19 protein-coding genes and 2 pseudogenes are annotated in these 21,040 nt (G+C 54.3%); 19 read left to right on the forward strand and 2 right to left on the reverse strand.

Going from position 1 to position 21,040, the window contains the following annotated elements:
• Positions 1 to 39: 39 nt before the first annotated feature.
• Together ABCS64_RS06435 and ABCS64_RS06440 are read left to right on the forward strand one after the other, a co-directional pair.
• Positions 40 to 1,377 (forward strand): adenosylmethionine--8-amino-7-oxononanoate transaminase, encoded by a 1,338-nt coding sequence (locus tag ABCS64_RS06435; RefSeq protein ID WP_418891051.1) that lies wholly within the window; start codon positions 40 to 42, stop codon positions 1,375 to 1,377.
• A gap of 57 nt (positions 1,378 to 1,434) precedes the next feature.
• Entirely contained in the window at positions 1,435 to 1,998 is a 564-nt protein-coding gene (locus ABCS64_RS06440; protein ID WP_418891052.1) for an SET domain-containing protein, read from the forward strand.
• A gap of 335 nt (positions 1,999 to 2,333) precedes the next feature.
• Here the strand turns inward: ABCS64_RS06440 and ABCS64_RS06445 are convergent, their stop codons facing one another.
• Complete coding sequence (locus ABCS64_RS06445) at positions 2,334 to 2,870, reverse strand: hypothetical protein (protein ID WP_418891053.1); 537 nt, start codon at positions 2,868 to 2,870, stop codon at positions 2,334 to 2,336.
• A gap of 1,142 nt (positions 2,871 to 4,012) precedes the next feature.
• Between ABCS64_RS06445 and ABCS64_RS06450 the strand changes: the two genes are divergently transcribed.
• The 6 genes from ABCS64_RS06450 to ABCS64_RS06475 all read left to right on the forward strand — a co-directional run bounded on the left by ABCS64_RS06450 (position 4,013) and on the right by ABCS64_RS06475 (position 10,375).
• Positions 4,013 to 4,231, forward strand: a complete 219-nt coding sequence (locus ABCS64_RS06450) for a hypothetical protein (RefSeq protein WP_418891054.1) — start codon at positions 4,013 to 4,015, stop codon at positions 4,229 to 4,231.
• Between the two features lie 161 nt (positions 4,232 to 4,392).
• The gene (locus ABCS64_RS06455) at positions 4,393 to 6,684 is read left to right on the forward strand and encodes a type VI secretion system Vgr family protein (RefSeq protein WP_418891055.1); all 2,292 of its coding nucleotides are present in this window, start codon (positions 4,393 to 4,395) and stop codon (positions 6,682 to 6,684) included.
• Positions 6,685 to 6,714: 30 nt separating this feature from the next.
• Positions 6,715 to 7,839, forward strand: a complete 1,125-nt coding sequence (locus ABCS64_RS06460; protein ID WP_418891056.1) for a DUF2169 family type VI secretion system accessory protein — start codon at positions 6,715 to 6,717, stop codon at positions 7,837 to 7,839.
• Positions 7,832 to 9,265: a PAAR-like domain-containing protein gene (locus ABCS64_RS06465; RefSeq protein WP_418891057.1), complete on the forward strand. Its 1,434-nt coding sequence runs from the start codon at positions 7,832 to 7,834 to the stop codon at positions 9,263 to 9,265. Before ABCS64_RS06460 ends, ABCS64_RS06465 begins: the two co-directional genes overlap by 8 nt.
• A complete protein-coding gene (locus tag ABCS64_RS06470) occupies positions 9,262 to 9,534 on the forward strand; it encodes a hypothetical protein (RefSeq protein ID WP_418891058.1) in 273 nt (90 codons plus the stop codon). The genes ABCS64_RS06465 and ABCS64_RS06470 overlap by 4 nt, the downstream gene beginning before the upstream one ends.
• 424 nt (positions 9,535 to 9,958) lie before the next feature.
• Positions 9,959 to 10,375, forward strand: coding sequence for a hypothetical protein (locus ABCS64_RS06475; protein ID WP_418891059.1), 417 nt, complete (start codon positions 9,959 to 9,961; stop codon positions 10,373 to 10,375).
• A 119-nt stretch (positions 10,376 to 10,494) separates the two neighbouring features.
• On the opposite strand, the gene ABCS64_RS06480 is transcribed toward ABCS64_RS06475, so the two are convergent.
• Positions 10,495 to 11,288, reverse strand: a protein-coding gene (locus tag ABCS64_RS06480; protein ID WP_418891060.1) for an IS5 family transposase whose coding sequence is annotated in 2 segments (ribosomal slippage) — positions 10,495 to 11,012 and positions 11,012 to 11,288 — 795 coding nt in all. Because the reading frame shifts where the segments join, the coding sequence is not laid out codon by codon here.
• Between the two features lie 72 nt (positions 11,289 to 11,360).
• Here ABCS64_RS06480 and ABCS64_RS06485 point away from each other — a divergent pair.
• The 11 genes and pseudogenes from ABCS64_RS06485 to ABCS64_RS06535 all read left to right on the forward strand — a co-directional run.
• Positions 11,361 to 11,663: pseudogene (locus ABCS64_RS06485) on the forward strand (scabin-related ADP-ribosyltransferase); the annotation flags it as partial.
• The gene (locus ABCS64_RS06490) at positions 11,660 to 12,091 is read left to right on the forward strand and encodes a hypothetical protein (protein ID WP_418891061.1); all 432 of its coding nucleotides are present in this window, start codon (positions 11,660 to 11,662) and stop codon (positions 12,089 to 12,091) included. The pseudogene ABCS64_RS06485 and the gene ABCS64_RS06490, both read left to right, overlap by 4 nt.
• Positions 12,092 to 12,545: 454 nt before the next feature.
• Positions 12,546 to 14,771 (forward strand): type VI secretion system Vgr family protein, encoded by a 2,226-nt coding sequence (locus tag ABCS64_RS06495; RefSeq protein ID WP_418891062.1) that lies wholly within the window; start codon positions 12,546 to 12,548, stop codon positions 14,769 to 14,771.
• Between the two features lie 15 nt (positions 14,772 to 14,786).
• Positions 14,787 to 15,884 (forward strand): DUF2169 family type VI secretion system accessory protein, encoded by a 1,098-nt coding sequence (locus ABCS64_RS06500; protein ID WP_418891063.1) that lies wholly within the window; start codon positions 14,787 to 14,789, stop codon positions 15,882 to 15,884.
• On the forward strand, positions 15,881 to 16,738 hold the full coding sequence (locus ABCS64_RS06505; protein ID WP_418891064.1) for a hypothetical protein: 858 nt from the start codon (positions 15,881 to 15,883) through the stop codon (positions 16,736 to 16,738). The genes ABCS64_RS06500 and ABCS64_RS06505 overlap by 4 nt, the downstream gene beginning before the upstream one ends.
• Positions 16,735 to 17,187, forward strand: coding sequence for a hypothetical protein (locus ABCS64_RS06510; protein ID WP_418891065.1), 453 nt, complete (start codon positions 16,735 to 16,737; stop codon positions 17,185 to 17,187). Before ABCS64_RS06505 ends, ABCS64_RS06510 begins: the two co-directional genes overlap by 4 nt.
• A 2-nt stretch (positions 17,188 to 17,189) precedes the next feature.
• Positions 17,190 to 17,549: a DUF4150 domain-containing protein gene (locus ABCS64_RS06515; protein ID WP_418891066.1), complete on the forward strand. Its 360-nt coding sequence runs from the start codon at positions 17,190 to 17,192 to the stop codon at positions 17,547 to 17,549.
• A 202-nt stretch (positions 17,550 to 17,751) separates the two neighbouring features.
• The gene (locus ABCS64_RS06520) at positions 17,752 to 18,975 is read left to right on the forward strand and encodes a type VI secretion system Vgr family protein (RefSeq protein ID WP_418891067.1); all 1,224 of its coding nucleotides are present in this window, start codon (positions 17,752 to 17,754) and stop codon (positions 18,973 to 18,975) included.
• Positions 18,873 to 19,271, forward strand: a pseudogene (tssI, locus tag ABCS64_RS06525) (type VI secretion system tip protein TssI/VgrG); the annotation flags it as partial. The gene ABCS64_RS06520 and the pseudogene tssI, both read left to right, overlap by 103 nt.
• Before the next feature lie 42 nt (positions 19,272 to 19,313).
• Positions 19,314 to 20,009, forward strand: a complete 696-nt coding sequence (locus tag ABCS64_RS06530) for a bacteriophage T4 gp5 trimerisation domain-containing protein (protein WP_418891899.1) — start codon at positions 19,314 to 19,316, stop codon at positions 20,007 to 20,009.
• Between the two features lie 15 nt (positions 20,010 to 20,024).
• Complete coding sequence (locus tag ABCS64_RS06535; RefSeq protein ID WP_418891068.1) at positions 20,025 to 21,038, forward strand: DUF2169 family type VI secretion system accessory protein; 1,014 nt, start codon at positions 20,025 to 20,027, stop codon at positions 21,036 to 21,038.
• Positions 21,039 to 21,040 lie beyond the last annotated feature (2 nt).

Consider the following 21,040-nt stretch of genomic DNA (forward strand, 5'->3'; position numbering starts at 1 on the left):
CTTCCACACCTCACCCTTTTACCAACTGACCGAAACGCCATGAACAATACCGAACTCCTGCAACGCAGCCTTGCCGCCGTCTGGCATCCCTGCACCCAGATGAAACAGCACGTTAATACCGACGCGGGCGCACTGCCGCTCATCCCCATCGCGCGTGGCCAGGGCGCCTGGCTGTACGACTTCGACGGCAAGCGCTATCTCGACGCCATCAGCTCGTGGTGGGTCAACCTGTTCGGTCACGCCAATCCGCGCATCAACGCCGCGCTGCGCGCCCAGCTCGACACCCTGGAGCACGTCATCCTCGCCGGCTTCACCCACCAGCCCGTCGTCACCCTTTCCGAACGCCTGGCAGCCTTGACGGACCATGCGCTGGGGCATTGCTTCTTCGCCTCCGACGGCGCCTCGGCCACGGAAATCGCACTGAAAATGTCTTTCCACAGTTGGCGCAATCGCGGCTTTGCGCAGAAAGACCAGTTTCTCAGCCTGGCCGGCGGCTACCACGGCGAAACGGTCGGCGCGCTGGCCGTCACCGACGTGGATATTTTCAAGGAAGCCTACGCGCCGCTGGTGCGCAGCGCGGCGACCCTGCCTTCGCCCGACGCGCGGCAGGCCCGGGACGGCGAAACGCCGGCCGACGTTGCCCGCCGCGCCGCCGCCGCGCTGGCGACGCATCTCGAACAGCATGGCGAGCACATCGCCGCGCTGATCGTCGAACCGCTCATCCAGTGCGCCAACGGCATGGTCATGTACGACCCGGAATACCTGCGCCTGGCGCGCGCCCTCTGCGACCGCCACAACGTCCACCTGATCTGCGACGAAATTGCCGTCGGCTGCGGCCGCACCGGCACCTTCTTCGCCCATGAGCAGGCCGGCATCCGGCCGGACTTCCTCTGCCTCTCAAAAGGCATCTCGGGCGGCTACCTGCCGCTGTCCATCGTCATGACGACAAACCCGGTATATGAAGCCTTTTACGACGACGCCACCGCACGCGCCTTCCTGCATTCGCACTCCTACACCGGCAATGCGCTCGCCTGCTGCGCCGCGCTGGCTACGCTCGACATCTTCGCGCAGGACGACGTGCTGGCGCAGAACCGGACGCGCGCGCAGAAAATCGCCGCTGCACTGGCGCCGCTGGCCGAGCATCCGCGCGTGCGTCACCTGCGCCAGCGCGGCATGATCGCCGCCTTTGACGTAGAAACCGACGATCCCTGGTTTACGCGCACGTTCTACCGCGCGGCCCTCGCCCGCGAAACTCTGCTGCGCCCGATCGGCAACACGGTTTACGTCATGCCGCCGTACATCATCGACGATGCCGAAATCGAACACCTCGGCCAGGCCGTGGCGGGCGCATTGACCGACACGCTGGGCGCCGCCTGAATTTTCCGCCTTCGCCGCACATCCACCACACTTTCACACTTCCGCTGTTCGCACAGCATGCCGCCGAAAGTCATCGCCCGAAAAAGCGCCCTGCACGGACGCGGCCTTTTTGCCGCCAGAGACCTGGCCGCCGACGAAAGGCTGATCGAATACACGGGGCAACGCTATGCCAAAGGCGAGTTCCCGGACATGAAAGTCGACGGCCTGACCAAATTCCTTGGTCTCTCCGACGGCACAGGCATCGACGGCACCGGCTGGGCCGCGCTCGCCAACCACAGCTGCGAACCGAACTGCGAGCTGCGCGAAGAAGTCGGCACAGGACGCAATGGACGCAGCGGGCACGATGGGCGCGGCGGACACGGCCGGGGGAAACTGCACGCCTGGCTCTACGCCCTGCGCGACATCAGGTGCGGCGAAGAGCTGGTGTGGGACTACCGCCTGGACGTGCGCTCGAGAAAAGACGCCTACTCGCGCTGGGCCTGCACCTGCGGCGCAAAAACCTGCCGCGGCACCATGGCCAACCCGGAAGGATTGCGCCAACGCACACGCGCCACAAAGCCCAACAACACCCCCCAACCCCAAGCGGATGTCGGCAAGCCCCACGACGCACGGCAACGCTGAGGGTTTGGTATAGCCAACTTCAGCAGCAGATCGGACACCACTTCGCCCATCGATTACCGGGCCTGCCAAAACTTTTATAACGGCGAATAAAATACGCCGCCAGGCACGCCACCCTTCAGGCGGCTTTGCCCAAAAACAGATTAGGGATTTTCAGGAAGTTTGCGCCTAAAGCAGATCAAGCAGCTACCGTTTCAATCGTGTACAAAAGCAGGCATCCTGACTTAAAACAAACAGCAGCAAATGGCGGCAGTACCTGTTTTTGCTTAGCATTTCAGGAAGTTAGCATGTAGTTAGTACATGTTTGCTTCCTAAGCCCCCAGTTTTTTATTGCCTCATCAATGAAAAGACTTCACCAGAGACCGGATTTTTTGTGCATATTTTTCGCAGGCAACATGGCCACGGTTTCCGGGCGAAGTAAGATTTCCAACAAACGTCCAGTCCCAATTGGCAAGCATTGCTTCATCAAAAGAATCAGATTTTTTTGAAAGTGTATCAACGGCGGCCAGCATATCCTTCCCTCCATTTTCATCTCCGAGAAGGCATCTTGCATAACCGTGATAATAACTGAACTTTATAATATTTAACTCTTCTTCATTGGCTGAGTTTCTTTTTAAAGTATCGACAGCTTTTGTATATAAATTTTCAATTTTGTTCAGTATTTCCGATTTATTGGAATCTCCTAAGGCAGCTCCCCTACTGAACCTATTGGCTATATATAACATATTTTCTATAAATGAATAGGCCTCCTGATGTATATCTTTATGATTTCTTGATAATCTAACAAGATCATCAACATCCATTTGGATATCATCAAAATCTTTGGCAATGTGTATAGGTAATCGATTGATAATGGCTATTTTTTTCTGAAGCAAAAATAAATACTCATTAGAGCTTTTGGGGTATTATTTTAAACCATATTTGATTAGATTAACGGCAGAATAACCCCCCATTTAAAATCATCAACATGATCGTTCATATATAACAAAGAGATAATTAGCGCGTTCAGATCATCATAGGCGCTTTTCTTTCGGTATAATCTCGGCGTATCATACAAAGTAATAGCACTTTTAAGCATAAACCCTTTTTTAACAGGCACGAGTTGTTCAACAAACTTTCTCGATGTATTGTCTAAAGCCCATTCAATGTATATTGTTTCAGCAATAATTGCTAGAAAGACCAACCCGACGCACTATAACAAACGTTTCAATTAATTTACCCCCTAATTTTAGAAAAACTATAAACCTATTAATATTTCAGGTATCCAGAATTTCCGGGCTTTTGAGGAAATATCCTATCTAGTTCAATCCGCTTCTATCCGGCAAGACTGGATGAGTGAAGGAAATCGCTAAGCCACGGATGATGCAGGCAGGCTAGTCCTGCATTACCTGCCTGTCAATGGCCTAAAACAGGGAGTGTGGAAAGATGCAGCGGTGCGGCGTTTCTTAAGCTTCTGGGGCGTGGCTCTGTACGGAAAGAAGTAGCGGATGCGGTGTTTCTTAAGTTTGAGCGTGGTTTTATCTGCGGCATCCGACCGGCTAAATTGGCCGCCCGCAAGCCCGCGTCCATAGAGCGTTTGCGGGCAAGCAGGCCGGAAACCCACGTAAATAGTGGGCTAGAGGATAGGTCACTCGGAAATGCCCATAAACAGTGTGCTAGCGGGCAGCCCTTCCGGAGATGCCCGTTTTACGCGGGGTTTAGAACTTGTCCTTTCGCATACCATGAAACTGCACCAGCCGATGCTTGGCATAACTCCAGAAAAACCGTTGACACTTGCAGGACTAAGATTATTCCTATAACCTTCTTAGACCTCTTGGAGGCGTCTCTTGGTGCTGATTGGAAAAATGCAGGTTTTGTTACACTATGTCTCTGGAGAGTTTTTTCTAGATGTTCCCGTCGGCGCGTAGTGTGGCTGACACAGACATGGCTCATGAATGATTAGGCGGCCAAACTGACAATTCAGTCCTCACAATTTTTCACCAGGAATCCGGAGATTTGCCGTTCCTCAGATGTAGCGTTGAACAAAATGCAGATCGCTGATTTTTTCCGGCTGGCACAAAAGGTCTCACTACAGGAACTGAACAAAAATCACTATTTTGCCCCCTGCCATCTTGAAGGAAAACTTCAGCGTGGTAAAACATCGTGCTTCTGGAAAATCCAGGCTAGTGCAATTGGCGAAATCACCTGCGGAGGGGCAACCACCTACTTTGCATGTGATGATGAAACCTGTTACTAAATATTTGAATAATGGCAAGCGGTCATGAAAGATACTTTACCGATAACCTGGTATAGCGCTATCTCCCTCAATAGGTCCCCCCGGCATAAATACCCTGCATTCTTCTCGCGGCGTTGTTTTCTGGCGCGGCATAGGTATATACAATTAGAAAGGATTTTCCCATGAACCGACTACTGACATCGCATCTGGGGGGAGAGGGAAAACTCAAGGCGGTCTGGCTAGAAGGGACAGAAGCGCTCAGCACCCTCTACCGGATCCGCGTCCGGCTCATCAGCGAAGACGGCCAGATCGACTGCCAGAAACTGTTGGGGGAAGCGGGCAGTGTAGAACTACTCGCTGCGGGGGGCGCCAAACGCTACTTCAGCGGCCAGATTGTCCGCATGGGCGCCTTGGGCAAAGCCGGGCGCTACTACCGCTACGAAGCGCATCTATCCCCCAAACTCTGGCATGCCGGACGCACCAGCGACTTTCGCATCTGGCAAAACCTCACCGTCAAGGAAATTGCCGAAGAGCTCCTTGGCAAACACGCCATCCGCCACGACTGGCGTACCAAAAACGCGCTCAAACGCTGGGAATACAAAGTCCAGTACGGCGAAACCGACCTTGAATTCCTCGAACGGCTACTTGCCCACGAAGGTCTCTACTACTGGTTCGAACACAAAAAGGGCGGCGAGAGACTCATCATTGCCGACCACTTCACCACCCCGGACACCTACCCTGGCTACGAAAACGTCCTCTACTGCCCGCCGGACGAAGCGCGCGAAGACGAAGATCACTACTGGGACTGGAACCTCTCCCGCCGCCCTGAACCGGGGCGCTACACCCAGGGCGACTACGACTTCAAAAAACCGGCCAAAGACCTCACCACCGGCCATAGCGACCCGCGCGGCCACCTCTTTGACCAATACGAAAGATACGCCTACCCTGGCAACTACACCGACCCGGGAGAGGGCGAGCAGTACGCCATCGCTCGACTGGAAGCCCTGCAAGCCGGGCAGGATCTCATCACCCTCACCGGCAAAGTACGCGGCGCCCTGCCCGGCTACCGCTTCACCCTAAGGAACCACCCGCGGGAAGAACAAAACCGCGAACTACTCGTCGTCCGCGCCGACTACCGGGCCACTGACAACGATTATGAGGCCTGGGGGGAACGGGAAGAAGCCGGCTACCAGGTCATCGTCAAGGCCCAGCCGGCCGATAAAGGCTACCGGCCGCTGGCGCGGAGTGGCCCGCGCGCCCGCGGGCCGGAGACCGCTGTCGTTGTCGGCCCGGCCGGAGAAGAAATCCATACCGACGAATACGGCCGGGTCAAGGTGCATTTCCACTGGGATCGTTACGGCAAGAAAGACGGCAGCGACTCCTGCTGGATCCGGGTAGCCAGTCCCTGGGCGGGGAGCAACTTCGGCGGCATCCACATCCCGCGCATCGGCCAGGAAGTCATTGTCGATTACGAATACGGCGACCCGGATCGTCCGCTCATTACCGGACGGGTCTATAACGCCGCCCAAATGCCTCCGTGGGAATTGCCGGCCAACAAGACCCAGTCCGGGTTTCTCACCCGCTCGAGCAAAGGCGGCGCGCCCGGAGAAGGACTGCGTGATGGCGCCGGCGCGGCCAACGCCCTGCGCTTTGAAGACAAGGCCGGCGCCGAACAGCTTTGGCTGCACGCCCAGAAAGACCAGCTCACTGAAGTGGAGCACGACGAAGACAAATGGGTGGGACAGGATCGCAGAAAGGAAATCGACCGCGATGAGTTCAGCACTATCCACCGCGACAGAACGGAAGTGGTCGATCGTAATGAAAAGATCAATGTGCATGGCTGGCGCACGGAGGAAGTTGATCTTGATGAGACCATTACCATCCATCAGAACCGGAAAGAACGCGTCGATCACAACGAGACCATTTCTATCGGCGATAACCGCAACGAGAATGTCGGGAAGAATGAACGGGTCGAGATTGGCATTGATCAGTCGCTCAAGGTTGGCAAAAACCGGGACAAGACTGTCGTCAAGCACGAGAAGGACAGTATTGGGAAAATGAAATTCGAGCGCATCGGCATGGGACTAATGCAGAATATCGGCATTTTCCGGATGAGCAATATCGGCGCGGCCTACAACCTCAATGTGGGCATGAGCATGATGACCAACACAGGCATGATGCGCATCGACACCGTAGGGCTAAAGCATACGCATACGGTAGGCAGCGAATATACACTTAACGTCAAAGGCATCGGCAAAGGAGCAGGCTCTTCATTGATCATGAATAGCACAAGCATCACCTTCAAAGTAGGCGCGAGCACGCTGACGATGAAAGAAGACGGTAGCATTCAGATTGAGGGCAAAGAAATCTCGGTACTGGCCTCGGGCAAGCTTTTGCAAGACGGCAAAGAAGGCGTACAGATTACTGGCGGCCCCAGTGTCGTGGTTAAGGCTCAAGAAATTGACCTGAACTAAAAGAAACGTTGCATATGGAAGTGGATATCTATGGACGTGAATAACTGCTCGCCATTCCCGCACATGGTCTTTGAGAAGGCCACCACCCGCAACAGGCACTTTGATGTCATGGTGGTTGCCGCCACATGCGATCTGGTACACGGCCAGCTGGCACCGATCTCGCAGACGCAACGCTCCATTACCTGCGCTGACCGGTATGCCGGCCATCCTCGGACAAGCGCCTTGCTGGAAGAAACCCACCTCATCGTGGGTAAAAAACGCTGTGACATTCATCTGCTGGGGCATGCGTATACCCAAGGCTGCCAAGCCCAGCAGCGCTGGCCCGTTGGTGTGCGGGTAGGTAATCTGGTCAAGACAGCAACCGTCACAGGACCACGTCACTGGCAATGGAGCCTGCGGCAAGGCTGGCATTTGAGTCAGCCTGAACCAGTACAACAAGTAGCTCTGCACATGGGCATGGCCTATGGCGGGCATACTCGACGAGCTAATTACCAAGGCCCGGCCAGCGACGACCTGCACGACGACCAAGCCTTTGACACCTATAAACCAAACCCCGTAGGCAAAGGCTATCTCGACCCTCGTGCACTGTCTCGCGCACAGGTATACCCGGCAGCACAAATTGAATCTTTGGAAAACCCCATACAGGATATACGCAAGCGCTACCAGCCTGTAGCTTTTGGCCCTTTGCCGCGCTGGCATCCGCAAAGGGCAAAACATGCCGGCACTTACGATGAGCAGTGGAGACAAGCGCACGCACCCTATCTGCCGCAAGACTTTGACTTTGCGTTCTACCAATCTGCCCAGCCAGACCTGATAGCCCTTGGCTGGCTTGATGGAGATGAGCCATTGGTTTTGCACGGCTGTTTACCTGAAGGCAGACTGGAAACACTGCTGCCGGGCATTCGCATGCTGGCAGTTCTAACAGACGCACGAGGCGTCAGCCAAAGCGCAGCCTTGCGGCTCGACACCCTCAATATCCATCTGGACCAGCGGCAAATACAGCTAATCTGGCGTTACGCCGTGCCCAAAGACTGGCAACTGGCCAAACTCCTTCTGGCCGCGATTCCAAACAGCTCTAGGGGCCATAGTCAAACACGCCCTGTGTACTACACCCATCACTACAGCCCAAAGCGCCAAAGGGGGCCGCATGGCTGAAAAACACATTGCCAATGCGGAGAACTCTTGGAGTGCCATCTGCATTACGCCCGACTTATGCAGAGTCGGCAAGAGCGTTATTCCCTTTGACAGCTACCGCGACCTCTCCCACGACATGGTCGCCTCGCCCAACGTCAATGCCAGGGGCTATCCCGTCTACCGAATTGGCGACATCGTCCAAGGTACAGAAAGCAATGCAGGCAAAGGCGTCTTCTCTGGCACATCCCTAATGCTGGGGCATGTGCATATCGTCGCGGATAACACCACGGTACACGTCAACGGCCAGATCTGTGCGCGCCACGACAGCCTCGTGCTGATGAACAACCGCAACACCGTAGGCAGATTGCAAACCAGTCAAGGTGCCCCGCAAGGTGTGGTTGAAAATGGCAAACTGCCCTGTAACACCCCGCCCAAGAGCTCGCCCCGGTTGGAGCAACTGGAAGCTCTTAAAAAAGACACTGCTGGCCTTGATCCTGACCAACTCGACGAGTTTGTACGCTTTGATCAAACCCATGCTATCTTGGATGAAGCGATCCAAGGCATTCGCGTCGATACGTCAGGCGAATATGGCTGGTTTGAAGGTAGTCTGCGCTGGCTTGGGGATAAAGGAGCGCAGGCAGCGCGTGCTGTCTTAAGCTTTACCAAAGATGCGACTTTAGGGCTGGGGCAACTGGCCTACGAAAGTGGCAAACTGCTCGTTCCGGGCGGCAGTTTCCATGCCACACTGGATGCGCAAATCCTTGCCGAGCACATTCGGCTGGGTAACATCTGTCTGGAAAGCCTCAAGCAAGCGGCGCAAGATGTGGGCCAAGCAATCGTCAAACCCGTTACCGATGCGTGGGAGAGAGGCGACTATTTAGAAGCGGTGACCCGGGGCGGGCTGGAGATAGGCACCCTGATTGCAGGCGTGGGTGCAGCGGCCAAGACAGGTGCAGGCGGCAAAGCAGCTAGTGCAGCAGCGGCAAGTGCTGATGATGTGGTCAGAGCGGCAGGCGGCAGGGCGGCATCAGGTGCCGATGATGTGGTCAGAGTTGCCAGCTCGGCGGCAGATGATGCTGGTAGCGCTGCGGTAAAAAGCAATGCGCCTGCGGGTAGTAATGGGGTCAAAGTGGAGTCATCATACCCATTACGCCAAGCATATATTGATGAAGTTAATGCTTTAAAGGCAAAGGCCGATGAAATGCTTAAGAATGGCGTGGACAAAGAAACTATCGCGCGCGAGATGCATGCTTCTCGAAGGGGGCTTGGAGTAAAGTATAAAAACCTTACTCCTGAAGATATGCTGGAAAAAATATATCAAAGAAATATTGAGAAATATGGGGATAAGTTGGGGCCATCTATTGAGTGGCTCAGGGCTAGAGGCAAGTCATGGGATGATATTATTGAGTCAGCAACTAGAACAGGTGGAAAGGATTTGGGTTTATGATTGAAAATATTGTTATTGGAAATGAATATGATGATAATTTAAAGGATGCTCTCTCTCTTGCTTTGAAGCAAATGGGAGCAAAGGAAATATCAAAAATAAATGCACTAGTTGGCTCCCAAGATATAAGTATTTATGAATTTTTAGTAAAAAATGAAATAATCAGAGTAGAGTTTGAAACCTATATCGGACTTAGCTTAATTGGCCCAAAAAATTTAATAAGGGAAATTGAAGAGAATATTCAACTTATTTTAAAGGAGGCAGGGGTTTAAAAAATTCAAGCATGATTACATGCTCTTCCACTTCCCGAATTATGGTTAAGGAACCTCTGAAAAACCAAGCGAGCAGAATGCAGTGCAAGGCGAAGTATCGCAGCAAGTGCAGACCTATCATGCAGATAAGCTGGCTGCGCGCGCAGCCAGTTTTTCAGAGATTCCTTAATGAAAAATTATTCAATGCGATTGATGATGCGCAAAGTATGATGCAGGCTCGTTTAGAAAACGCTCCTCATTATGGTGTTTATATTCATACTGCACTCGGATTGAACATATGCCCACCCGCTTTCATCCCATCCCAGATTCACTGCTACAACTACTAGGCCAAGCCACTGCTTGGCCAGCGTGGCAGCAGGCTTTACGTCGACAAGAACTGGAACTACCTGATCTAAGGGCACCCGCCTCTCAGGAGTCCGGTTTTATGCAAATTCCTGGCCCGCAAGAGCCTCGGCTGGTGCGTCTCTCTGACCAAGGGCTGGATCTCATGCTTCAATGCCTCAATCCTGAGAGGCCATCAGAGCAGTATTTATGGGGTTTGCAGGCATTGATCTTTCATACCGCCCTGTCTGATCCACTTCACTATTGGAAGGGCGCTTGGCCTGCAAATTTACAGCCCGAAGCTGCTACGGCAGCTTCCATCGTGAGCTTATATGCGGAAGACGACGATGACGCCGTGCTGATGCACGATGCTATAGTTTGCTTTGAGGTACCAAGCTTTGAGGGGCGGCGGATGGTTGTGCAATGCCTATTTGATTTGGGAAGCAAAACGCTGCTGACTTTGAGTTTAATACGAGGCAGTGAGTGGAAACCAATGTCTGAGATACTTTCTCATCAGTAAACGGGATCGGCCAGAGATAACCTAGACCAAAAGCCCTGCAAGCCGGACAGGATCTCATCACCCTCACCGGCAAAGTACGCGGCGCCCTGCCCGGCTACCGCTTCACCCTTAGAACGTGTTCATAGTTTTCGTAGCAGGATTCCCAAGAAAGCCAAAACTACCATTTGCAGACTGGTACTCAACTTACGCTCGCAGTTTTTCCAAAGCCGCCTGTTCTTTTCCAACCAGGAAAAACTGCGCTCTACTACCCATCGCTTTGGCAATACCGCAAAACGCTGCAATTCGTTTCGTTTGGCAATCTCTACTTCCGCACCAATCAACTCCTGTACCGACGAAGCAAATGCCTGACCCGTGTAACCTCCGTCGGCAAGGACTTTTTGTACCGCACCAAGATTATCTCTGTCACGTTCCAATGCCACCAGGCCGCCTTTTCTATCCGTAACATCCGCCGTCGTTACCGCAAGGGCATGCGGCAAACCTTGCGTGTCAACCGCTATATGTCGCTTGATACCGCTAACCTTCTTGCCCGCATCGTAGCCTTTTTCCATGGCGGTATCCGTGTTCTTCACGCTCTGCGCATCAATAATCAGGAAAGTGGTTGCTTCATGGCGTCCCTGCTTGCGACGTGCTGCGGCCACCTGATTTTTTTTAACGCTTCCTCAAGGAGACTGATGCCACTTTCGCGGGGCTCACTCCATCTTTGGAAGTAGGAATGAACGGTGCGCCATTTGGGAAAATCGCCCGGTAAGGCACGCCAGGCACAGCCGTTGCGTAGAAGATAGAGAATGGCACAAAAGACATCGTACAAGTCCACTTTGCGCGGTGCTGTGCGTCTGCGAGCACTTTCCAAAAGAGGAAGAAGAGTAGCAAATTGTGTGCGACTTATATCGCTTGGGTAGGCTTTTCTGTTCATAACGATACTTTACAGCAGAGACTATGAACACGTTCTAAGAAAGGATTCGATTCTTGGGGCACGGAGACTGACCTATTGCGCCATCAAACAGGAGGTAATAGTAGTATTTATATATCAACATCGACCTCCCAGGAGGTTGCAGAGAGCTTTGCAAAAAGACAAGGAAGTGGTAGTTATATTTACGAAATAGATCCTAAAGGTTTGCACGGCATAGACATAAACTCATCACTCGGTAGTGCATCTAAATACCCGCATGAAGCAGAAATTGCTGTTGTCAGTAAGATACCTTCAAGGAATATTATAGGTGCAAGACCAATAAATGCAGATGGGTCTATTGGAAAATTTTACTCAAACCCAAATTATATTCCGAAATGAAAAAATCACCTAATCAAAAAGCTATTTTAGAAGCGAAACAGAATCCTAATGGATGGGTTTATGAAATAGATTATCCATATGATAGTAATAAGGAACCAACACCTCCTGAGGCTATTGAAGGTGCATGGCAAGTTGATTCAGATGGAAATATTAAAGGTGAGTTTCAAGAAAATAAAAATTATCGTCCCATAGAAACCTCAAGGAGAATTCTCCCAAAATTTATGGCAGAAGCTGTGCGGCCCCATGCAAAAGGTACATGGGTAACAGAATTTGACTTGCGTGTAAGTCATTTATTCCCACACATTCCTCAAGAAGCCGAGATAGGCTACTGGTTAGTTGGTGAAAATGGAAAATTAACGGATAAATTTCGCCCAACATCAACTTATAACCCAGAAGCCGTTACTAAGTTTTTAGAGAAAAAACGGTAAAAGGTCAAGATCTATTCTCGTTCCTAAAACGGATCCGGCGCATCCGGAACTTGCCGTCTGGCACGTTGGCGGCGGGCAATTTATTCCCCATCTCAAATGCCGCTACCTGGGCACCCATCACTACCTTGTTCTCGAAGCCGCAGGCGCCAAACAATGCTGGCTCCAGACTGCCACTAACCATCCTGTTTCCGCACATTGCCAATAATCCGTCACGGAAGGCGAATTGAGGAGAAAACACCCCCAAAAGAGTCAAAACCTGATTTAAGTTCCAAGCATCTGTTCAAAAAACCTGTTCTTCTTGACCTTCTTGGCACGCTCATATAATTTAACCTCTACCCTATTTAAACATTAGCGCCTCTGCGATCACCTGCAATGCCAAAAATGGATGTCCTGGAGGCTACCAAGAATTTCCCGCACCCACCGACACATCTGACAAAAAAGGAAAGGATCTCCCATGAACCGACTACTGACAGCGCACCTGGGAGGAGGGGGAAAGCTCAAAGCGGTCTGGCTAGAAGGGACAGAAGCGCTCAGCACCCTCTACCGGATCCGCGTCCGGCTCATCAGCGAAGACGGCCAGATCGACTGCCAGAAACTGTTGGGGGAAGCGGGCAGTGTAGAACTACTCGCTGCGGGGGGCGCCAAACGCTACTTCAGCGGCCAGATTGTCCGCATGGGCGCCTTGGGCAAAGCCGGGCGCTACTACCGCTACGAAGCGCATCTATCCCCCAAACTCTGGCATGCCGGACGCACCAGCGACTTTCGCATCTGGCAAAACCTCACCGTCAAGGAAATTGCCGAAGAGCTCCTTGGCAAACACGCCATCCGCCACGACTGGCGTACCAAAAACGCGCTCAAACGCTGGGAATACAAAGTCCAGTACGGCGAAACCGACCTTGAATTCCTCGAACGGCTACTTGCCCACGAAGGTCTCTACTACTGGTTCGAACACAAAAAGGGCGGCGAGAGACTCATCATTGCCGACCACTTCACCACCCCGGACACCTACCCTGGCTACGAAAACGTCCTCTACTGCCCGCCGGACGAAGCGCGCGAAGACGAAGATCACTACTGGGACTGGAACCTCTCCCGCCGCCCTGAACCGGGGCGCTACACCCAGGGCGACTACGACTTCAAAAAACCGGCCAAAGACCTCACCACCGGCCATAGCGACCCGCGCGGCCACCTCTTTGACCAATACGAAAGATACGCCTACCCTGGCAACTACACCGACCCGGGAGAGGGCGAGCAGTACGCCATCGCTCGACTGGAAGCCCTGCAAGCCGGGCAGGATCTCATCACCCTCACCGGCAAAGTACGCGGCGCCCTGCCCGGCTACCGCTTCACCCTAAGGAACCACCCGCGGGAAGAACAAAACCGCGAACTACTCGTCGTCCGCGCCGACTACCGGGCCACTGACAACGATTACGAGGCCTGGGGGGAACGGGAAGAAGCCGGCTACCAGGTCATCGTCAAGGCCCAGCCGGCCGACAAAGGCTACCGGCCGCTGGCGCGGAGCGGCCCGCGCGCCCGCGGGCCGGAGACCGCTGTCGTTGTCGGCCCGGCCGGAGAAGAAATCCATACCGACGAATACGGCCGGGTCAAGGTGCATTTCCACTGGGATCGTTACGGCAAGAAAGACGGCAGCGACTCCTGCTGGATCCGGGTAGCCAGTCCCTGGGCGGGGAGCAACTTCGGCGGCATCCACATCCCGCGCATCGGCCAGGAAGTCATTGTCGATTACGAATACGGCGACCCGGATCGTCCGCTCATTACCGGACGGGTCTATAACGCCGCTCAAATGCCTCCGTGGGAATTGCCGGCCAACAAGACCCAATCGGGCTTTCTCACCCGCTCGAGCAAAGGCGGCGCGCCCGGAGAAGGACTGCGTGACGGCGCCGGCGCGGCCAACGCCCTGCGCTTTGAAGACAAGGCCGGCGCCGAACAACTCTGGCTGCACGCCCAGCAAGACCAGCTCACCGAAGTGGAGCGCGACGAAGACAAATGGGTGGGACAGGATCGCAGAAAGGAGATCGACCGCGACGAGTTCAACACCATTCACCGCGACAGAACGGAAGTGGTCGATCGTAATGAAAAGATCAATGTGCATGGCTGGCGCACGGAGGAAGTCGATCTTGATGAGACCATTACCATCCATCAGAACCGGAAAGAACGCGTCGATCACAACGAGACCATTTCTATCGGCGATAACCGCAACGAGAATGTCGGGAAGAATGAACGGGTCGAGATTGGCATTGATCAGTCGCTCAAGGTTGGCAAAAACCGAGACAAGACTGTCGTCAAGCACGAGAAGGACAAAATCGGCAAGAACTGGTCAATCAAGGTCGGTCGTTTCAAGACCGAGACGATCGGTATGGCGTACATGCAAAACGTCGGACTGGGGAAGATGGTCAATATCGGCGCGGCCTACAACCTTAACGTCGGCGCCATGATGCTCACCAACGTACTGCTTAGCCGTAGCGACACCGTGGGTCGGAACCAGAGTGTCAACGTCGGCCAACATTACAAGCTGACGGCCGGAGAAAGTATCACGCTGGAAGTGGGTAAATCTGTGCTGGTGATGAAGGCTGACGGTACGGTTACGGTCAATGGCAAGGAGATCGATCTGGTGGCAGACAAGCATATCGGGCTGGAAGCTAAACGTATCGATCTGAACTGAGCAAAGAGCGCCAACATGAATGGTCCCGACCTGTTGCTGCCCGCGCCGGTACAGGCTGCCCCCCTGCCCGAGGTGCGCAACCACACGCCCTATCCCAGCCAGTACTACCAGATGATGGATGTAGACGATGAAGTGTTTCATGTCATTGCCACCCGCATCACCTATAACCTGAGCCGGCTGGATGAAAGCGGTACGCCTGTCTTGGCACAAGCGCAAATACCACTGGTCGAAACCGACCAGTTTTATGGCGAACCTGCCAGCAGCAGCTGCATTCAGGAAAGCGACTTCGCCCCCTACAAGCCCAAATGCGACATCCTGCTGGCCCATGCTACGGCTTATGCGCCCGAAGGCAAGCCGCACACCCGCTGGCCTGTGGGCATCCGTATTGGCGACTGGCAGAAAATACTCACCGTCACAGGCCCGCGTTACGTGGAGCGCAGTCTACTGGGCTGGAGAGTCACCGAACCGGAGAAAGCCACCGAAGTCCCCTTGCGCTGGGAGAATGCCTACGGGGGAACGTGCCAGTGGCCATTGCAATTGTCAGGCAATCAGGAACCGGAAATCTGGTCACCCCATGAAGCCAATCCCTTGGGCACGGGCTGGGTAGACAAGGACTGGCTGAAAAAACACCATGTTGCCGATGTAGACGGGCCGCAAATCGAAGAGTTTAAGAACCCCTTCGGCAACCGGCAGGCCAGCGCCATGCAATACCCCGCAGTAGGGGTAGGGCCCGTGGGCAAATGGTGGCGGCCCAGAAGGCAAAAAGCGGGTGTTTACGATCAGGCGTGGAAGGAAACGCGCTGGCCGAAGCTACCGCTGGACTTTGACTTTGGCTATTGGAACTGCGCCCCCGAGGATCAGCAGATCGACTACCCGCTGGGCGGAGAAGAACTGGTACTGGCCGGCCTGACTGCAGGACAGCAGACATGGCGTGCCAAGCTGCCACAGGAGCACCCCTTTATCAGGGTCAGACTGCATGCAGGCCCCATTTTGCCCAGAGCCATGTATCAGGACACCCTTGTGCTCAACCTCAAGGAAATGACCCTGTCGAGCATCTGGCGCATGACGATAGCTGCCAAGGCAGACGTGCGCGTACTGGAGATTTGCTTGTGAGCCCTGTACAGAAGTCCAGAATCAAGCCCAACCACTACCGCAGACCAGGGCCGACTGGCAACACCTGCGGCATCGTCTGCCCAAAAACCGAAACAGGCCCCCTAGGAGGGAATGCCAGGCCACCGGTTACCGCAGAGACGACCGAAGAAAAGAACTTTATGGAGCGCGGAGTTGACCGTGTCAACCAGAATATCGATGATTGGGTCGAAAGCAAAGGCGACAATAGGCTGGTCATGGCCGTAGGAGCGCTGGGCAAAGCTGTCATTGAAGTGTTCGTGCCTACGCAGGTGTGGGAGTTGATTCCCGCAGGCAAGGGTGCCAAACTGCTCAAAAAGGGCGCCAAAGCTACCGGCGTGTTCAAGAAAGGAGAAAAAGCAGCAGAGGCGACCAAGGATGTCAAGAAGGCTTCAAGTAAAGGCAGCGGTGGTAAAGTTGATGGACCAAAGCACCGAGGTCCTTGTGATCACTTAAAGCAAGGTAGTGGTAAAGGCCCGTATCGCGGCGGCGCGCACAGTAAGACAAGAAAACTAGTAAATGACGGAAAAGACTCTCATCACATACCGGCAAAAGATGCTAACCCACAACTGCATCCTAACGACGGGCCGGCGATACAAATGGATCCTAAGGATCACGCCAGAACTTCCAGCAATGGACAAATGGCAGGATCACTAGAGTACAGAGAATTTATTGCCGATTTGATCAATAACGGAAAATTGCGTGATGCAATGGCACAAGAGGTGAAAGACGTACGTAGAGTAGCAAAAGAGATCAAAGACCCAAAAAAATACAATGAGGCATTACAGGAAATGCTTGAATATTTCAAATGTTTGGAGAAACACGGATTAATAAAATGAATGAGCGCACAAAATTTTATATTCAACCTTATATTGGCACCAATGCAATAAGGTTTGGCATGACGCCAGCGGAGGTGGCCCAATTATTAGGCCCCAGTGAAACAGAATCAACCAATCATCAAGGCAAGGCTGTAGAATTTCGCTCATTCATGAACGTAGCGTACTCAGATAAAATGCAGGTCGACCATATTGGTTTTGGACGCCAAATGCAGGAAATTTACCTTGAGGAAATAAATATCTTCTCCGATGAATCGAGGTCGGTTTTAAGAAAGCTAATCAGCCTAGATCATGAAGTCTTTTTATATTTTGGATTTTTGTTTTTTTTCAAGCTGGGAATTTCGCTGACTGGTTTTCATGATAACGACGAGAATAATAAGGCACTAGCGCTATTTACTCGAGGACACTGGGACTCTCGTAAGCCCAAAATGAGACCGTTCATGCTCAGCTAGTTATGTCCACCGAATCCGCCACAGCCAAGGACGCCCGATTCGTCCTGATCAGTTTCCTGCCTGACGTCTGCCTGACGCCCAACAAGAGCGGCTACCCCGTGCCCTACGTCATCACGCACAAAATGGATCAGAGCGAGCAGGTCTCGCCCAACGTCTTCTTTCGCGGCAAGGCCGCCTACTTGCACAACGAAAGCTATGTGGACAACGTGCGTGGTGACGAGCCAGGTGCGGGCAAGGGCGTGGTCAGCCAGACACACATCAAGATCAGCCACAACATCGACAAAAGCGCCAGCGTCTATGTCAATGGCCGCCCCATCGTGCGCACGGGCGACCACGTGTGGATGAACTGGAAAAAACCGTAAGTCATGCTCAAAGCAGGCATGCCATGCCAAATATTAGCAGGAGTCACGGGACAGATTTCTTTATAATCGAATTGTTCCCATTTGGCACAAGAGTCTGAGCGTTCAGGCCGTCTAGGCGCAACGCCAAAAATGGATGTCCTGGAGGCTACCAAGAATTTCCCGCACCCACCGACACATCTGACAAAAAAGGAAAGGATCTCCCATGAACCGACTACTGACAGCGCACCTGGGAGGAGGGGGAAAGCTCAAAGCGGTCTGGCTAGAAGGGACAGAAGCGCTCAGCACCCTCTACCGGATCCGCGTCCGGCTCATCAGCGAAGACGGCCAGATCGACTGCCAGAAACTGTTGGGGGAAGCGGGCAGTGTAGAACTACTCGCTGCGGGGGGCGCCAAACGCTACTTCAGCGGCCAGATTGTCCGCATGGGCGCCTTGGGCAAAGCCGGGCGCTACTACCGCTACGAAGCGCATCTATCCCCCAAACTCTGGCATGCCGGACGCACCAGCGACTTTCGCATCTGGCAAAACCTCACCGTCAAGGAAATTGCCGAAGAGCTCCTTGGCAAACACGCCATCCGCCACGACTGGCGTACCAAAAACGCGCTCAAACGCTGGGAATACAAAGTCCAGTACGGCGAAACCGACCTTGAATTCCTCGAACGGCTACTTGCCCACGAAGGTCTCTACTACTGGTTCGAACACAAAAAGGGCGGCGAGAGACTCATCATTGCCGACCACTTCACCACCCCGGACACCTACCCTGGCTACGAAAACGTCCTCTACTGCCCGCCGGACGAAGCGCGCGAAGACGAAGATCACTACTGGGACTGGAACCTCTCCCGCCGCCCTGAACCGGGGCGCTACACCCAGGGCGACTACGACTTCAAAAAACCGGCCAAAGACCTCACCACCGGCCATAGCGACCCGCGCGGCCACCTCTTTGACCAATACGAAAGATACGCCTACCCTGGCAACTACACCGACCCGGGAGAGGGCGAGCAGTACGCCATCGCTCGACTGGAAGCCCTGCAAGCCGGGCAGGATCTCATCACCCTCACCGGCAAAGTACGCGGCGCCCTGCCCGGCTACCGCTTCACCCTAAGGAACCACCCGCGGGAAGAACAAAACCGCGAACTACTCGTCGTCCGCGCCGACTACCGGGCCACTGACAACGATTACGAGGCCTGGGGGGAACGGGAAGAAGCCGGCTACCAGGTCATCGTCAAGGCCCAGCCGGCCGACAAAGGCTACCGGCCGCTGGCGCGGAGCGGCCCGCGCGCCCGCGCGCCCGCGGGCCGGAGACCGCTGTCGTTGTCGGCCCGGCCGGAGAAGAAATCCATACCGACGAATACGGCCGGGTCAAGGTGCATTTCCACTGGGATCGTTACGGCAAGAAAGACGGCAGCGACTCCTGCTGGATCCGGGTAGCCAGTCCCTGGGCGGGGAGCAACTTCGGCGGCATCCACATCCCGCGCATCGGCCAGGAAGTCATTGTCGATTACGAATACGGCGACCCGGATCGTCCGCTCATTACCGGACGGGTCTATAACGCCGCTCAAATGCCTCCGTGGGAATTGCCGGCCAACAAGACCCAATCGGGCTTTCTCACCCGCTCGAGCAAAGGCGGCGCGCCCGGAGAAGGACTGCGTGACGGCGCCGGCGCGGCCAACGCCCTGCGCTTTGAAGACAAGGCCGGCGCCGAACAACTCTGGCTGCACGCCCAGCAAGACCAGCTCACCGAAGTGGAGCGCGACGAAGACAAATGGGTGGGACAGGATCGCAGAAAGGAGATCGACCGCGACGAGTTCAACACCATTCACCGCGACAGAACGGAAGTGGTCGATCGTAATGAAAAGATCAATGTGCATGGCTGGCGCACGGAGGAAGTTGATCTTGATGAGACCATTACCATCCATCAGAACCGGAAAGAACGCGTCGATCACAACGAGACCATTTCCATCGGCGATAACCGTAATGAAAGCGTCGGGAAGAATGAATCCATCCGTATCGGTGTCAACCGCTCCGAATCAGTCGGCAAAAACGAAAAGGTTAAGATCGGGGTTAACCAGAATTTGAGGGTCGGATCTAACAAGCAGGAAACGATAGGCCTGACCAGCCTGAAGAATGTGGGCATTGCGCAGATGACCAATATCGGCGCAGCCTACAACCTCAATGTCGGCGCAGCCTGGATAAGCAACGTCGGGTTTATGCATATGCATAACGTCGGCGTCAAATATTCCACCACCGTGGGTTCCGCCTACACGCTGGAATCGGGCAAAACCATCAGTACGAGCGCCGGCACAGTCATGGCGCACCAGGCGGGAGAAGAAATCAGCCTGGTATGCGGCGGATCGTCCATTACCCTGAAAAAGGATGGGACGATCATGATCCGCGGTGACAAAATCAAGATCCTTGGCGCCACCATTGTGGATGTGGATGGCAAAATCATTGACATGAACTGATTGCCGCGGCGCACCATGACCGTACATCTTTTCAACGAGACTCCCTATCCGGCTTTCGGTTTTGAGACCGAACTGTACGATGACAGGGAATATTTTTGCCTTGCGGTCAAAGCCAGTTTTGACCTCACCCCGCGTGGCACGCTACGTCTGCGCGAAGAACACGACCCCATCGAACTGGGGGATCGCTATGCCGGAGAACCAGGCGCATCCAGCTTATTGGCGGCCACCGACCTCATCCCCCGCCGCCTGAACACGGATGTCGTCATCATCGGTCAGGCAAAGGCGCCCAAAGGCGCTGCAGCCGAACACTGGCTGGCCGGAATGAAAGTGGGCAACATTCACAAGATTATTCAACTGACAGGCCCGCGTACATGGCATCACCGGATGATCGGAGGATGGAAGCTCTCCCCTCCGCAGCGTACAACCTCCGTGCCGCTTTTGTATGAACTGGCCTACGGCGGAGAACGCCCGACCCGTGACGATGAAAAGCGGGACGTCTGGGCGCCCAACCCTATTGGTCGCGGATACGTCGGCCGCCACCGCTGGGAAACGGATCGCGAATGGCCGGCGCCGCAGCTTCTAGGGCCGCGCGACATCCTACCGGACACGCCGGGGAAGGGTCACACCTACGGGTTTGGCCCGATTCCGGGCGACTGGGCACCGCGCGTTGAGCGCATCGGCACCACGGACGAAACCTGGCGGCAAACAGTCGCACCGCACTTACCCGCCGATTTCGATCTGCGCTTTTTCAACTGTGCGCCGGATGACCAGCAGGCGCAGGGATTTCTGCGCGGGGATGAAAAAATTGCCCTTTCCGGCCTGCTGCAGGAAGAAATTTATACATTCCGTCTGCCGGACTGGGAAGCCACCGCGCTGATGGTTGATCACGACAACATCATCGTATCGCTGGACATGGACTTAAGCGGCGTCAACATCGACCTCGACCGCCGCGTAGCGACCTTGGTCTGGCGGCTAACCACCCCGGCGGATCACTGGAAACAGGCCAGTCTGAGCCTGATGGCGCGTTGAGG

The sequence above is a fragment of the Dentiradicibacter hellwigii genome, from assembly GCF_041770905.1.
In the GTDB taxonomy this organism is placed as follows: domain Bacteria; phylum Pseudomonadota; class Gammaproteobacteria; order Burkholderiales; family Rhodocyclaceae; genus Propionivibrio; species Propionivibrio hellwigii.